The 14,101-nt window shown below is 37.5% G+C and carries 20 protein-coding genes; 6 read left to right on the top strand and 14 right to left on the bottom strand.

The window, feature by feature from the left end:
• The first annotated feature begins 87 nt into the window (after positions 1-87).
• A complete protein-coding gene (locus B6A32_RS17075; RefSeq protein ID WP_158088512.1) occupies positions 88-672 on the top strand; it encodes a YceI family protein in 585 nt (194 codons plus the stop codon).
• Positions 673-789: 117 nt separating this feature from the next.
• Here the strand turns inward: B6A32_RS17075 and B6A32_RS17070 are convergent, their stop codons facing one another.
• From B6A32_RS17070 to B6A32_RS17045, 5 genes are all read right to left on the bottom strand, one after another.
• Positions 790-1,035 (bottom strand): YheU family protein, encoded by a 246-nt coding sequence (locus tag B6A32_RS17070; RefSeq protein WP_085306133.1) that lies wholly within the window; start codon positions 1,033-1,035, stop codon positions 790-792.
• The gene (locus B6A32_RS17065; RefSeq protein ID WP_085306132.1) at positions 1,032-2,003 is read right to left on the bottom strand and encodes a hydrolase; all 972 of its coding nucleotides are present in this window, start codon (positions 2,001-2,003) and stop codon (positions 1,032-1,034) included. The genes B6A32_RS17070 and B6A32_RS17065 overlap by 4 nt, the downstream gene beginning before the upstream one ends.
• 126 nt (positions 2,004-2,129) lie before the next feature.
• The gene (locus B6A32_RS17060; protein ID WP_332888782.1) at positions 2,130-2,246 is read right to left on the bottom strand and encodes a DUF3149 domain-containing protein; all 117 of its coding nucleotides are present in this window, start codon (positions 2,244-2,246) and stop codon (positions 2,130-2,132) included.
• 349 nt (positions 2,247-2,595) lie between these two features.
• The gene (locus B6A32_RS17050; protein ID WP_085306129.1) at positions 2,596-3,324 is read right to left on the bottom strand and encodes a tetratricopeptide repeat protein; all 729 of its coding nucleotides are present in this window, start codon (positions 3,322-3,324) and stop codon (positions 2,596-2,598) included.
• 82 nt (positions 3,325-3,406) lie between these two features.
• Positions 3,407-5,308 carry an ATP-binding cassette domain-containing protein gene (locus B6A32_RS17045; RefSeq protein ID WP_085306128.1) on the bottom strand — a complete coding sequence of 634 codons (1,902 nt, stop codon included), beginning with the start codon at positions 5,306-5,308 and terminating at the stop codon, positions 3,407-3,409.
• A gap of 141 nt (positions 5,309-5,449) precedes the next feature.
• On the opposite strand from B6A32_RS17045, the gene B6A32_RS17040 reads away from it, so the two are divergent.
• Complete coding sequence (locus B6A32_RS17040; protein WP_408607679.1) at positions 5,450-5,644, top strand: YheV family putative zinc ribbon protein; 195 nt, start codon at positions 5,450-5,452, stop codon at positions 5,642-5,644.
• A gap of 153 nt (positions 5,645-5,797) precedes the next feature.
• On the opposite strand, the gene B6A32_RS17035 is transcribed toward B6A32_RS17040, so the two are convergent.
• The 5 genes from B6A32_RS17035 to B6A32_RS17020 form a co-directional block, all read right to left on the bottom strand.
• On the bottom strand, positions 5,798-6,424 hold the full coding sequence (locus B6A32_RS17035) for a methyltransferase family protein (RefSeq protein WP_085306126.1): 627 nt from the start codon (positions 6,422-6,424) through the stop codon (positions 5,798-5,800).
• Between the two features lie 130 nt (positions 6,425-6,554).
• A complete protein-coding gene (locus tag B6A32_RS19300; RefSeq protein ID WP_158088511.1) occupies positions 6,555-6,731 on the bottom strand; it encodes a hypothetical protein in 177 nt (58 codons plus the stop codon).
• Between the two features lie 77 nt (positions 6,732-6,808).
• On the bottom strand, positions 6,809-7,063 hold the full coding sequence (locus B6A32_RS17030; protein ID WP_085306125.1) for a DUF1272 domain-containing protein: 255 nt from the start codon (positions 7,061-7,063) through the stop codon (positions 6,809-6,811).
• A gap of 125 nt (positions 7,064-7,188) precedes the next feature.
• Entirely contained in the window at positions 7,189-7,410 is a 222-nt protein-coding gene (locus B6A32_RS17025; protein ID WP_233131458.1) for a SlyX family protein, read from the bottom strand.
• Positions 7,410-8,405: a WD40 repeat domain-containing protein gene (locus B6A32_RS17020; protein WP_101685987.1), complete on the bottom strand. Its 996-nt coding sequence runs from the start codon at positions 8,403-8,405 to the stop codon at positions 7,410-7,412. Before B6A32_RS17020 ends, B6A32_RS17025 begins: the two co-directional genes overlap by 1 nt.
• Before the next feature lie 120 nt (positions 8,406-8,525).
• On the opposite strand from B6A32_RS17020, the gene B6A32_RS17015 reads away from it, so the two are divergent.
• Positions 8,526-9,284 carry an FKBP-type peptidyl-prolyl cis-trans isomerase gene (locus B6A32_RS17015; protein WP_085306123.1) on the top strand — a complete coding sequence of 253 codons (759 nt, stop codon included), beginning with the start codon at positions 8,526-8,528 and terminating at the stop codon, positions 9,282-9,284.
• 131 nt (positions 9,285-9,415) lie between these two features.
• Here B6A32_RS17015 and B6A32_RS17010 read toward each other — a convergent pair whose 3' ends face one another.
• Positions 9,416-9,700 (bottom strand): carboxypeptidase-like regulatory domain-containing protein, encoded by a 285-nt coding sequence (locus tag B6A32_RS17010; protein WP_143327928.1) that lies wholly within the window; start codon positions 9,698-9,700, stop codon positions 9,416-9,418.
• Positions 9,701-9,738: 38 nt separating this feature from the next.
• Complete coding sequence (locus B6A32_RS17005; protein WP_085306121.1) at positions 9,739-10,326, bottom strand: hypothetical protein; 588 nt, start codon at positions 10,324-10,326, stop codon at positions 9,739-9,741.
• A gap of 77 nt (positions 10,327-10,403) precedes the next feature.
• Here B6A32_RS17005 and B6A32_RS17000 point away from each other — a divergent pair, with 77 nt between their 5' ends.
• Positions 10,404-10,739, top strand: a complete 336-nt coding sequence (locus B6A32_RS17000) for a hypothetical protein (protein ID WP_085306120.1) — start codon at positions 10,404-10,406, stop codon at positions 10,737-10,739.
• Between the two features lie 292 nt (positions 10,740-11,031).
• Here the strand turns inward: B6A32_RS17000 and B6A32_RS16995 are convergent, their stop codons facing one another.
• A complete protein-coding gene (locus B6A32_RS16995; protein WP_085306119.1) occupies positions 11,032-11,637 on the bottom strand; it encodes a short chain dehydrogenase in 606 nt (201 codons plus the stop codon).
• 168 nt (positions 11,638-11,805) lie between these two features.
• On the opposite strand from B6A32_RS16995, the gene B6A32_RS16990 reads away from it, so the two are divergent.
• Complete coding sequence (locus tag B6A32_RS16990; protein ID WP_085306118.1) at positions 11,806-12,690, top strand: LysR family transcriptional regulator; 885 nt, start codon at positions 11,806-11,808, stop codon at positions 12,688-12,690.
• A 141-nt stretch (positions 12,691-12,831) separates the two neighbouring features.
• Here B6A32_RS16990 and B6A32_RS16985 read toward each other — a convergent pair whose 3' ends face one another.
• Entirely contained in the window at positions 12,832-13,689 is an 858-nt protein-coding gene (locus B6A32_RS16985; protein ID WP_085306117.1) for an AraC family transcriptional regulator, read from the bottom strand.
• 142 nt (positions 13,690-13,831) lie between these two features.
• On the opposite strand from B6A32_RS16985, the gene grxC reads away from it, so the two are divergent.
• A complete protein-coding gene (grxC, locus tag B6A32_RS16980; RefSeq protein WP_085306116.1) occupies positions 13,832-14,089 on the top strand; it encodes a glutaredoxin 3 in 258 nt (85 codons plus the stop codon).
• Positions 14,090-14,101 lie beyond the last annotated feature (12 nt).

The raw sequence follows: 14,101 nt of genomic DNA, 5'->3' as shown, positions 1-14,101 counted from the left end.
CGCCTATACCACAAATGTATAGTTCAATATTCTGTAATGCTCTGAGCCAATATAATAGCTAATCATTTAGCCAACATGGAGAACATTTTGCGCAAGATATCCTCAATATTAATTTCCCTACTGTTGACAACAACAGTGAGCTTACCTGCATTAGCAGGGTGGAAGCTCGATAATGAAAACTCTCAACTTAGCTTCATGTCAGTGAAAAAAGGCAATATTGCTGAGAACCATAGTTTTTCAAAACTTGCCGGTAATATTACTGAAAAAGCCCAAGTTAATATCAGTGTCGACTTGAGCAGTGTTAATACGAATATTGCCATTCGTGATGAACGAATGAAAGAGTTTGTCTTTAAAACCGATACATACAGCACTGCAAACTTTACTGCAACACTTGAAACTTCATTACTCAAGAGTTTAGTTATTGGTGAAGATAAAAAGTTAACGATTAGCGGTGTGTTAGATTTTCACGGCGAGCAACAAACTATAATGCTTGATGTTAGTGTGATTAAATTAAGCGCTGATAAGATTTTGGTGAACACAATAAAGCCATTTTTTATTCAAGCTGATGCGTATGGCGTAGTAGCAGGTATTAATAAGCTTAAAGCGTTAGCTTCTCTACCGAGTATTAATTATGTAGTACCGGTAAGTTTTTCAGTTACATTTACTCGTTAATTTTTTATTTAATGATCATTAAATTATCATCTAAATATCACTTAAGCATCAACTGAAAAACTAAAGGCACTTAATAAGTGCCTTTTTTATTGCTAAAACCCGAACAATTAACGGGCATTAACTGTTTTCTTCATGCTCTTCACTACCTTCAATAAATTGGTCTTTTGGCAAAATATTAACGGTTTCATGTAGCTCTGAGTATACCAAAAGCGCTGTGCCTTGCTTTAATTGCTGGCGAACTTGGGTAATTTTTTCATCTAGCGATACGTCTGTACTACCGTACTCTGTACCTTCACGTAGAACAAAGTTTTCGATAATGGCGCTTAATGTGTCGTCTGACAATTGTTCTAATGGAATGATCATAAATATCTCGTAAAAAACTCAGGTATACGTTCTTCTAACCAATACTTTGGCTTCAGTGGATTGTTACCACTAATAAAGCCAACATGGCCACCTTTGGCACTCACTTCAAAAGTTATTTGTTTAGGTAAAGTTGCAATGGCCGTTGTATTCACATGACATAAGAAAGGATCGTCGGTGGCATGAATAATTAAACACGGCGTGGTTATTTGTTGTAACACATCGCGACCGCTGGCTTGCTGATAATAGTCATTTGCATCGACAAAGCCATTAATCGGTGCAGTAACCATTTGATCAAAATCGCGAATAGAGCGTACGTTATTCAGCAAGTTTCTATCGATATTTTTTAATAAATTAGCTTTGATTTTTATCACCGTACTCGCTCGAAGCATATCGACTAAATACTTTTGATAGACACGAGAAAAGCCACGGTTAATTCTGTTACTACAGCTTGAAAGATCAAGTGGAGCGCATATAACACAGGCCGCTTGATAGATATTTTGTTTTTGTTCTGCTAAATATTTTGTCAGGACATTACCGCCTAACGAAAAGCCAACAATGGCTTTTTTTGCTTGTGGGTAACTGCTAGCAAGGTATTGACTAAAATAGTCAACATCACAGGTTTGTCCGCTGTGATACGACTGAGCCATGCGATTTGGGCGACCGCTGCAGCCTCGAAAATGCATTAACACACCCACCCAACCTTGTGCTTTTATGGCGCTTAACATGCCTTTAGCATAATGACTGTTCTTAGAGCCTTCAAGACCATGCAATATCGCAATAATAGGGCGTGAACAGTTCGAGTTTACCTTTTCGGTCCAAGCTAAATCAACAAAGTCACCGTCAGGTAACTCTAAAGTTTCATCAGTGGTATTTATGGTGTGGCCACGCCTAAAAAACTTAGCGGCAATGGTTTGTAAATGGGCGTTTTTAAGCCACCAAGCGGGGCTGAAAGAGCTTTTGGTAAACATAATACGGTAATAGCGTGTAATACAAAAATTTATTGTACGTTAAAACTATGCCTATGCCCACCGTTTGACTACAGTGAGTGATAGGTTTAACTCGTTACATTTTAAATAAAATTTTACCAAATAAGCTTAATGGGTATCCTCACTAATATGCTTTATAAAGTAATAAACATAAAAGCTACAAATGCCTAATACAGTTGCTAAACCAAGAAATGACATAATGACAACAGGATCGTTTAAAAGCATATCTAAAAAGTTCATAGCTAACTCCAAAAGTAAGTAAATAGGTACGAAAAAGATTATAAAGAACCTTCAATACATACTTATTGATATAGATCATGTTCAGGGTTAATCGATATGTTATTCGGTATGTTATTAATAGTATTTTCAGGGATTAGTGAAGTTGATGCGCTGAGGCATAACACCTTGAATTTGTTTAATGGCATAAAGTTCAAGAACAATACCGGTTTATTTTTTAGCTCCGATAATCGGCATTATTTACATGTTTATAAAAATAAACCCGCTAAAGGTGAGCGGGTTTTGGTTTACTTAATATTGTTGTATAGATGCTTTACAAAGCACTTTAGATTAGGCTCTAGCGGTTAGAGGCTTGTCTTAACTTTAATTCTCTTTGTTCGATTATTTTACGATAAATAGCATCGGCTTTTTCACGACTCTCTTTAATCTCGTCAACGGATAATTTATGTTCGTCCATATCACGGCTTTTTTCAGCTATGCGATAAGCATTTTTAGCCGCAATAATATTCCAGATATAAGACATCTTTGTGCTTTTAGCAACGCCTTTGCCCTCAAAGTACATTAAGGCAAGATTAAATTGTGCTAGTGCATAGTTTTGATCTGCCGCCTTTTGATACCAGCGAGATGCCTGAAGGTAATCACGTTGTACGCCGTTACCGTTAAACAGCATAACACCTAAATTGAACTGTGCTCTTGGTAAGTCTTTATTCGCGGCTTTTTCCATTAATGCATAAGCCGTTTTTAAATCTTTTTTAACGACTTCACCCTCACTATAAAGTAAAGAAAGATCGAATAGCGCTTCAGAGTAATTTTGTGAAGCAGCTTGATGTAGAAGTTCTAACGCCTTCGTTGGGTTTTTAACTACGCCGTAACCGTTTAAATAAACTAATGCCATTTGATATTGTGCAGGAGCATATTCCTCGGCAACTAAAGGTTCGAATTCTGCAATTGCGGCTTTAAATTCGCCACGGTTTAGCTCGTATATGCCTAAATCTAAATCAGCACTATAAGCTGGGCTTTGGGTAAAAAGAGCAAAACTGAGTGCTAGTAAGGTCAATTTTTTCATAATAATGTCCTATGTTCGGTGTTGTCGCCACTTATCGCAGTGACAAAGTTTTTGCTGCTATACGTTAAGTGTAGCAATAAATTTATAAAGCTTGCGACATTATCTCTTCAATTTGTTCTTCAAGGTCAAGCCATTGCATTTCATTTGTTTCCAAATCTTGTTTAAGTGACGCTTGTCGTTTGAGTAAGTCAGTTAGCTTTACTTTGTGCTCTGTTTGATAAATATCACTGTCAGCAAGTTGTGCTTCTACTGTCGTTAGCTCATCTTGATTTTGCTGTACTAGCTTTTCAAATTTATCGGCTTGTTTACGCAAAGGTGATGCCTTTTTACGAAGCTCAGCTTGTTCTTTACGTTGTTGCTTTTTGTCAACTTGTGGCTCAGAAACAACTTTGTTGGCTTTAACCGACTGTTTTTTATCATCGTTTAACCATTGCTGATAATCATCAATGTCGCCGTCAAAATCGGTTACTCGACCATTAGCAACAATATAAAACTCATCAACACATGACTCTAATAAATACCTGTCATGCGCAATGAGAATAATCGCGCCGTCAAAGTCTTGCAACGCGAGTACTAGCGCTTGACGCATTTCTAAATCAAGATGGTTGGTGGGCTCATCTAATAACAATAACTGGGGTTTTTCTAAGACAATAAGGGCCAAAACTAAACGCGCTTTTTCACCACCAGACATGGTGCCCACTTTATCTAACGCCTGATCGCCACTAAAGCCAAAACGCCCTAAAAATGATCTGGCTTGTAACTCGGTTAAATCAGATTTTGCTCGCGTTATATGTTCTATAGCACTGCTTGGTAAATGCAATTGCTCAAGTTGATGCTGAGAAAAATAGCCCACACGCAAATCTTGCGCACAATAACGTTCGCCTTTTAATAAGGTTAAATCACCGGCGAGAGATTTTATTAGTGTTGATTTACCTGCCCCGTTACGACCTAGTAGGCCGATTCGGCTACCTGGGACCAAGGTCATGCCAACATCTTCTAAAATAATGGCTTCATCACTATAGCCACATTGGCTTTCAGCTAAGGACAATAACGGGTAAGGCAGAGTATCAGGCTGTTCAAAGCTAAAGGTAAATTGGCTATCGACATGCGCTGGCGCTAAATCAGGTAATTTTTGCAGGCGCTTTAAACGACTTTGCGCTTGCTTAGCCTTACTGGCTTTAGCGCGAAAACGGTCAACAAAAGAAGTTAAATGAGCAACTTCTTTTTGCTGCTTTTGATATTGAGCGTCTTGTTGCGCTAAGTGCTCTGCACGTTGACGTTCAAAAGCACTGTAGTTACCAGAATATAGCTTCGCAGTTTGATGTTCAATATGCAGTATTTGTCCGATTACATCATCAAGAAAATCGCGGTCATGCGAGATAAGCACTAAGGTGCCGGTAAATCTTTTCAGCCAACGCTGTAGCCAAATAACGGCATCTAAATCTAAATGGTTAGTCGGTTCATCAAGCAGTAATAAATCAGCACGGCTGATCAAGGCCTGAGCTAAGTTTAAGCGCATTCGCCAACCACCCGAGAACGATTTTACCGGATTAATTAGCTGCTCTTGTAAAAAACCTAAACCATGTAATAACTCGCCGGCGCGTGCCGGTAAACTATAACCATTTACCGTATCAATTTGATTAATAATTGTGGCTTCAAGTGTGCCATTGTCGTCGGCGCGTGCTTGCGCTAACTTTGCCTCTAATTGGCGAAACTCAACATCACCATCCATAACGTAATCTAGCGCTGATTGCTCTAATGCTGGTGTTTCTTGCTTTACCGTGGCAATTTTCCAGCTTGTTGGCATAGATAGATTGCCCAAGTCTGCAGGTAATGCACCTAATAAACTGGCGAATAAAGAAGATTTACCACAGCCGTTTGCCCCAACAAGCCCAACCTTATGATTTGGATGTATAGTAAAGCTTGATGATTTTATGAGGTATTTTGCACCTCGGGCTAAACTTAAATCTGTAGCTATGATCATTTATATTGTCTCATTTTAATGCAGGTTGCTATTGTCGCTTTTCCTTAGGGGGTTGTTCAAGGTAAAATAGAAGCACTGAGCATATAACTTGCTAAAATTAATTAAAAACTAATTAAATATTTAACAAAATTGAGTAAAAAAGTGAAAAAACGATTTATAGCTGGAGCAGTTTGTCCAAAGTGTAAAGCAATGGACACCATGGGATTATTTAAAGAGCACGGCGTTGAAACCGTAACCTGCGTTAGTTGTGGACACCAAATGTCGCAACCAGAAGAGCACGTAGTGCAAGAAGTAAGACCAAACGAGCAAGTTATTGGAATTTTTAAGCAAGAATAAACAGGTAAGCACAGCGCTATGTTTACTACTTTAAACTTATCTTATCTGCGGCAAATTTGCGGTTTAAATATGTTGTAACTAGATAATTCATACAAGGTATTGTTACTTATATTTTTTTAGGTAGCTTAGTTTATTCCCAATATTTCTTAGGCTTTATATCCACCGACGAACGTTGCTTTGATATATTTTATAATTATCCTGAAAAATAGTGACTAAATGCTGTTCTTCAACAATGGTTTGTTTGTATAAAGTATATAAACCAATGATAAGGCAAACTAAAGTAAATATTGAAGGTAATGCGAGAAAAAAACCTAATTGTGACAAGCCCACGCTAACAAAAATTGGATTACGAGAATGTTTAAAAAAACCATCAGTAATTAATGCTTTAGGGCCTTGTGGGTCTACACCCGAACGCCACTTTTGCTTCATGCTAAAGTGGATAATAATGGTCATTAAAAAACCAACAGTTAATAACACATTACCGAGTATTAGCATCAGGTTACGCTCGAAAATTGCAATTACGCCTAGATATTCATCTAGCGATGGAAAAAAAATCCTGATCACACAAGTCAGCCAAATTAATGCTCTGAATAAACGAAATGTCATATGGTTCCACCAATGAGAACAAAAAGGTTGTCCGAGAAACACAAGTTCACTATGGGTGTTTTTCTTGGCGGTGATAATTCTAACGGTATAAAACAGTGCAACAGCAGTATAAAAAACAGCTAAATATATACGGGTAAATTCTATTATTGCTGATGTATTTTCAAAAGGAATCATTTATTTATCAATGTATAGTTTAGTAAAGTGGCATTACTTAAATATAGCGGCTTAAAATATAGACGTACTTAATATTGCGAAATATGAATCGACTGACTATAAATTTTGCTTAATAAAGTATACTTTTATCTCAAATGTTTTTTGTTGCAGGTATAACTTCAGGCTTTGAAAAGAAAACAAAAGGGATAGCCAATGGTCCTAAAATAGCGCCAACAATTGCCCAAAAAATAGTTTTAGCGCCTCTATGTTTAGCAACGGCATAACAAATAAAAATACTTAGAATATTTAAAACAAATAAAACAGTCATATAAAACTCCTTATTACACTATAAACTGACAAATTATACGTTATTAGTACTTCATTATTTAACTTTGCTTCATTGTGTTAGCTTTTACGATAACGGTCACAGCCATGCGGTTTTATTATTCGCTGTGTTGAAGCGGGATGCTTTTTTAATGCTTCAATAGGGCGAATAGGGCGACTAACTAAATTGCCTGAGCAATTAGGACAAACAAAGTTTAATACGTTCGCTGCACACTCAGCACAAAAGGTACATTCATAAGTACAAATGTAAGCATCTTTAGCTGCAGGTGGTAAGTCTTTATCACAACATTCACAATTGGGCTTTAACATTAACATAAGTAGGTCTCTACAATAATGCGACCTAACTACTCGTTTATTTCGGCCGAATAACTTTTAAAACGTTTAAATATTGTTATATAACTTTAATTTAGCACGCTAACATAGCACTTTAGCTACTTATTTTAATAGTGCGGTGGTGGTGGCTCTATCTCTTCTTTTCCACTTTGCTCTGGTGCGTTTTCTTTAATGCGATTTGCCAGTAAAGACACTTGATGCTTAAGTTCAGCAAGTTGGTTTTGATGAACGGTAATTTCATGGTTAAGTTGGTCGATAATATCATCTTGAAAAGCATTGCGAGTTTCAAGAGCTTCAATTGCGTGGTTTAATTCTGTAACTGATTTCACTATTTATTTACCTGCCATAATTCGGCGTATCCAGAAGAGCTTTCGGTGATTACCTGGTTATTATCTCTAAATGCGACACTATACACAACTGCGCCTGCGGGTCTAATATCTTCGCGTGGTAAAACTCGCCAACTGGTAAGGCGCTCACCCGTTGCAACATCCCATATACTGACTTTTCGAGAAGGCGCACCCGTTAATAATTGGCTACCGTCAGGAGAAAATTGCACGGCACTAAAAACCTCTTGTCGATTAAAGTACTTCAGCTTAGAAATTAACTCGCCGGTTTTTAAATCCCAAATATTGGCTGATTTTTTACTATCGGCGGTAAAAGCAAAACGTCCTTTAGGATCAAGCGCCACCATAGTGACTCTACTCGGGTGATTAAAGCGATATATTACTTGTCCTGATTTTGTATCCCATACATAAGCAACAAAGTCGTTCGAGCCTGAAATCGCAATGCGGCCATTTGGCAGCATATCTACGGCATTAATTTTTTCTTGATGACCCAAAAACTCTAAACGTCGGCCATTAGCAATCGTAATATGCACAACCTTACCGTTACTTTGCCCTACCAATAAGTAATCGCCATTATTAGATACCGCTACATCGCGAATGGTCGATTCTGTAATGGACCAAAAGCCTTCAGAGGCACCATTTTCTATATTCCAAAGTGAAAAGTCATTACGATTGGCTGTAATCGCATGGCTGTTATTATCGGCAATATCAGCCACCAATACTAAATTGTCGGCATTGTTTTGTTGTTGCGACCAACTATATTTCAGCGCATTGTTTTCTAAATCCCATAAGCTAATGCCGTGATGTATTGAAGAAACAACACTAAATTTAGCGTCATTCGATATATTAGCCGCATACGCTCCCTCTACAGCGTGCTGCCATCTTTGCGTTGGCTCCTGGCCTACAGGCTGACACGCAGAAAGCAAAGCTAATAAAAACAGAAGTTTGGCTTTTAGAATTGTTAAGTTACAGTTCAGCAAAATATTAATACTTTTTTCTTAGGGCATTTATCGTTAGTATAAGCCGCATTGTTTAACAATTCACACATATTTAAATGACTTAGCCCGAATTTCTGGCTAGGTAGTAAAACGGAGATGTAAATGAAATTTTTCAAACCGACTTTAGTCGCTATTGCCTTATTATCAGTAATGGGTTGTCAAGAATCTGCTAAGCAAGAAGAACAAGCCGTTGCGCTTGATACAGAAATACAAAAACAAGCTTATGGTTTAGGTGCATCAATTGGTATGTATATGGAACGTAATCTTGAAGAGCACGACAAGTTGGGTTTAACATTAGACAAGTCACTTATTATTCGTGGTTTTACTGACAGCATGGATGGCAAGTCTCAAATCGAAAAAGAAGACATTCAAGCGTTGTTGATGAATTTAGACCAAGCCATGAAAGCTAAGCAACAAGAACAAGCTACGGTTAGCTCTGAAGCTAGCTTAGCTGAAGGTCAGGCTTTCTTAGCAGAAAACGCAACTAAAGAAGGCGTTCAAATTACTGAATCTGGCATTCAATACGAAGTTATAACGGTTGGCGACGGTGAAAAGCCAACAGCTACTGATACAGTTAAAGTTCACTACGTAGGTACTTTCCTTAATGGTGAAACTTTTGATAGCTCTATAGAGCGTGGAGAGCCAGCAGTATTCCCACTTAATCGTGTAATTTCAGGTTGGACTGAAGGTGTTCAGTTAATGTCTGTAGGTTCTAAATTCAAATTTACTATTCCTTCAGACCTAGCTTACGGCCCTAACGGTAACCCACCTCGCATTCCGGGTAACTCTGTATTGCAATTTGAAATTGAATTATTAGAAGTTCAAAAACCAGAAGCAGCAGCACAAGTTGGCGACCAGTAAGTAAACTTTCTATCTCATAGCAAGCAAAAAACCAACCTTCGAGGTTGGTTTTTTATTTTACATTATACTGGTTAGCATCAAGCTGATCACTTCGCAACAAAGGTAATACAGCGGCTTAAGCTATTCTAAACTTAAATACAAAACCTTCCCAAGTTAACTCCCCCATGGACATAAATTTGATTTCGATATACTAATTGTTGTCCCCAATAGACTTCAATAAGATATGGCTCTGGTCGTGCAGGTATATTGAACAACTGAAAATTCCCGTATTGGTCTGTATAAGTTGGAGAGCTTCTTCCTAAGTACTGATGAACAAGTGAAACCAATAAACCAGGTGCTGGGCCATTATTTTGTAAGCTGCACAAAGAACCTTGAACAAAGCCCATTGGGCCTGAACCCAATGTTTGTGAAGCCATAGTTAGGGTTAATATGAATACTATAGATTGTAGTTTTTTCATTGGCTTACACCAAACTTAGCAGGAGAGTTTACTGAGGCGTAAGCACCTTCATCTGGGACATCTATAATTTGAGTACCAACGACTCCAGTAACGAGTTGTTCCATTTGTATAGGTTGTTCGAAGTGAATAGTGCGATCTTTAAGTTCATCTAAAATATGAACAATATTGATAGGTTTGTACCCAGGAGCTGAAATTTCCAAGGTAATTGCCTCAACATAGGGTCTAATTTTACCTTTTACTACGCCATCACTACCACCAACTAAAATCCATTTTGAAGATCTTGCTGCTATTGTTATTGGTTCGCTAATTTCGGCAACTTTACCAATGATGTTAATTGGTTCTATTTCAGTAGGCTTTGATGCAAATATAGATGTTAAGGTAAATAATAGGCCGATAATGAAAAAGGCGATTCCCGGCGCTTGTGTATTGAGACGAAATTCTTTTTTCCATTCAATTGTTAAGGCACTAGAAGGATCGGTAGATGCTAAAACTAAAGCGCCTTTGTAAATTAGAATTATCCCTCCGATAACCATTATCAACCCTGCGATAGCAGCACAAAAAATTGCGATATCAAACATATTCATTTTTATTCCTTAAAGAACTTGTGCATATCGGAACTTATTCCATACTTAAATCGACAACTTTTTAAATTGGATACATCATGCCCTTCAAAATGACTTTTTATTTAATTGCTATATTAAGCTTAGCTTCAATACCCGAAGAAGCAATGAGTAGAGAATTTATTTTTGAAGTTTCAAATAATTCTGAGTTAACGATGGTAAACCTGCAAATTACAGAAGACGGTGTTCATTGGTTTGACTTTAAAAATGTAAATTTAAAGCCAAATTCAAGTGCAGAGTTTTCTTGGTCTGCTTCGCCTAAAAATTATTGCCAGCAGTATATTCGTGGAAATTTTCAAACGTTGGAATGGAGTGAACCCGTAGCAATAAACTTTTGTGAAGCGAGAAAATTAATCGTCGTTTTTGGGAAAAAATAGCCTTTTTCCTGAATATCAAGTAACAGAATATCAACGTCGGCATCAATCAATAATGTTGTTTACATGATTGAGAGTTGCAGGTTCAACCTAAACAGCACAAGTTGGCGACCAGTAAGTAAACTTTCTATCTCATAGCAAGCAAAAAACCAACCTTCGAGGTTGGTTTTTTATTTTACGCATTTAAGCTGATGGTTAAAGTTCAACCAAGTTGAGCTACTTCATTCAGCAACGCTAAGCGTTCGCACTTAATCAATAATAAGCACAATTATTGATAACCTTGACCCTTAATAAGTTAAGCGTCTACAACAATAACTTCGCCGTTAATAAAACCATCGACTGAACGTTCAAAAGCTTTGCCTACTAATGTTCCTGGTACAGGTTCAAAACCAGGCATCATCTCACCGTATACCTCCCATGCTTCAGTTAATACCGTAGGGTTAACAACATTAATACGGGTGTTTCTTGGCATTTCTAACGATACTATTTTAACAAAAGTATCAATGGCGCCACTGGTTGTTGCATCGGCAATGGCAAATGGAATTGGTTTTTTATTTAAAATACCGCTAATTAAAGTAAACGAACCGCTATCAGCAATATATTCTTGGCCAATTCTAACTAAGTTAATTTGCCCCATCATTTTACTCATTACAGTTGTCATCCACTGCGCTTCTGTCATCTCACTAAAAGTAGCATATTCACAAAAACCAACGGTATTAACTACAGCATCGAATTTGCCAACAGCTTCATACAAAGATCTAATCGATTGTTCATTAGTAATATCAACAATATGGTCAACGTCGCCAGAACGACCAGCCGTAATCACTTTGTGATTACCTAAGCCTGTTAATGCCGCTTGACCCATTTTTCCTAATGCACCGATTAAAATAACTGTTTTCATTTGAACCTCACTTTTCTTTACTATCAATTTGGTTAAATTGATTTGATAACGAGATAATATAGAGATTGCCAAACAATTAAAAACAATGAGTTTTTGTTAGTGATACAAGAAATTATGGTTATGTGTTAGCTTATCGTGGAATATAGTAAATAATAATGGCAAATACATATGAGTAAGTTAGATAGATTAGATATTAAACAGCTAAGGGTGTTTCAAGCCTTAATACAAGAAAGAAGCGCATCAAAAGCGGCTAGTCAGTTAGGCCTTACTCAACAAGCGGTAAGCGAGCATTTAAAAAAATTGCGAGATGTTTTCGACGACAGGCTGTTCTTAAGAAAAACTAGTGGCTTTGTGCCAACGCCATTTGCTGAAAACTTAGCCATTGGTGTCGACAAGCTACTACTTGAGTTTAGCGCGCTACTAGCGCCAACAACTTTTAATCCTGAAACCATTGAAGGCACTTTTGTTATAGCTGCGACCGATTACGCTCAGCAAGTAGTATTACCAGAGTTAATTGCTCAATTAAGAAAAAAATCGCCAAAGCTAAAGATCATTGTACGTGATTTTGAATTAGATAAAGTGCATGAGCTAATGGAAAGTGGCAAAGTTAATTTAGCCATAGCCTTTCCTGACTATATTCCTGATAGCTACCGCATTTTAAAGCTTTTTGAAGAACATCACGTATGCGTTGCTTCGCCAAAGGCATCAATAGCAAATAAAACCCCTAGCCTTGCTGAAATTGCAAGTTATCCTAGTATTATTGCATCACCTTCGCGGCCTAACTTTAAAGGCTCGATTGACGATTGGTTCAAAAAGTTCGGTTTAAAACGAAATATTGTTGTATCTGCACCATGTTTCTCAATTGTCCCCATGTATTTAGAAACCACAGACTCAATCGCTTTTTTACCATCACGCGCCATAACAAGCTTAGATTTAATCGAACTAACACTGGAAGAATCACCCGACAGTTTTGATGTGATCGCTGCTTGGCATCCTCGTTATAACGAGGATGCATTGCAAAAGTGGGTGGTGTCTTTGTTAAAGGCAGCGTAAGAAATGTAATTTATGCTAAATTTAATGCGCCTGTATTTAGCTGAAAGCTTTGACGCTTTAGACGGGCGGTAAATAAATTATTACTCGCACATTACTTACATTCCAACGAGCCTGAACCAACAGATAATGACAGAATATTATTTATACCGAATTATTTTTACGGAATTGTTTGGGGGTTACGCCTTCATACTTACTAAAGGTTTTTGTAAAGGCGCGCTCTGATTCATACCCTACATTTAGCGCAATATCGTTGATAAAAAGTGACGTAGTTAAAATCATCTCTTTTGCTTTTTGTATACGTAAATTCGATAAATAGGTAAAAACAGTTTGCCCAACTAGTTGCGTGAATTTTTTCGCAAATGCCGCCCTCGACATACCAATAGCAGACGCTAAGCTGTCAATTGTCCAAGGCTTTTGCGGCGACTCATGAATGAACTCAAGTGCCTTGCCAATGCGTTTATCCTTTAAAGCGTGTAAAAATGAGTGTTGTTGCTGGCGGCCAAAATTGATTCTAATTAACTCTACCAATACAACTTCAGTGAGTTTATTAACAATAATTTCATTGCCAATATTTTGTGCCATATATTCAGCACTAAGCTGATCAAAAGTGCTTTTTAACCAAGCATGTTTATTTAACTCGTTCTCGCGAACAATGGCGACTTGTTCAAACATATTACTTAACGGTGACAGTGTATCGTGCACAAACGAACAAGTGCCACAAAGTAGCAGGGTAGGTTCGACACTAATCGCCAGTTGATTCTCTGGAGGTTCACTCGTCAGTATATGATCAACACCTGGGCCTAAAAATATTAAATCACCAGCAAATAACTGCTCAACTCTATCATCAATCTTTAACCAGCAAGCGCCTCGTCTAATTAGATGAAAACAAGCGGTTTTTTTATCGACGAAGGTTTTTATCCAAGGAGGCTCAACATGGCTACAAAAATACACACTGCCACTAACACGTAAAGACGTGAGAATATCGCTTAAAATTTCCATGTTCGGTTTAATTAGCTATTAATCGTATTAAAAATATAGACGATTAGTGTAATAAGTAAAGACTTTCTAACGTTGTTGAGTTTTTTAATTCTTTCATAATAGCCACATCAATAACAATCAACCGAAGCAAGAGATAACAATCATGGCGAAGATAGAAATATACAGTAAAAGCTACTGCCCCTTTTGTAAAAGGGCAAAAGCAACGCTTAACAGCTTAGGCTTAGCGTTTAAGGAATACGAAATTACCCATAGTGAAAAACTGACTAAAGAAATGCGTGAGCGCAGTTTACGTAACACTGTGCCGCAAATATTTATTAATGATCAACACATCGGCGGCGGTGATGACTTCCATGAAGCATTGAGCAGTGGTCAATTACAGCACCTGATCGGCAAAGCATAACCATATAGTCAA

Source organism: Colwellia polaris (assembly GCF_002104515.1).
GTDB classification, from domain to species: Bacteria; Pseudomonadota; Gammaproteobacteria; order Enterobacterales; family Alteromonadaceae; genus Cognaticolwellia; species Cognaticolwellia polaris.
The sequence above is the reverse complement of the archived record's forward strand: the minus strand, read 5'-3'. Positions and strand labels throughout refer to the sequence as shown.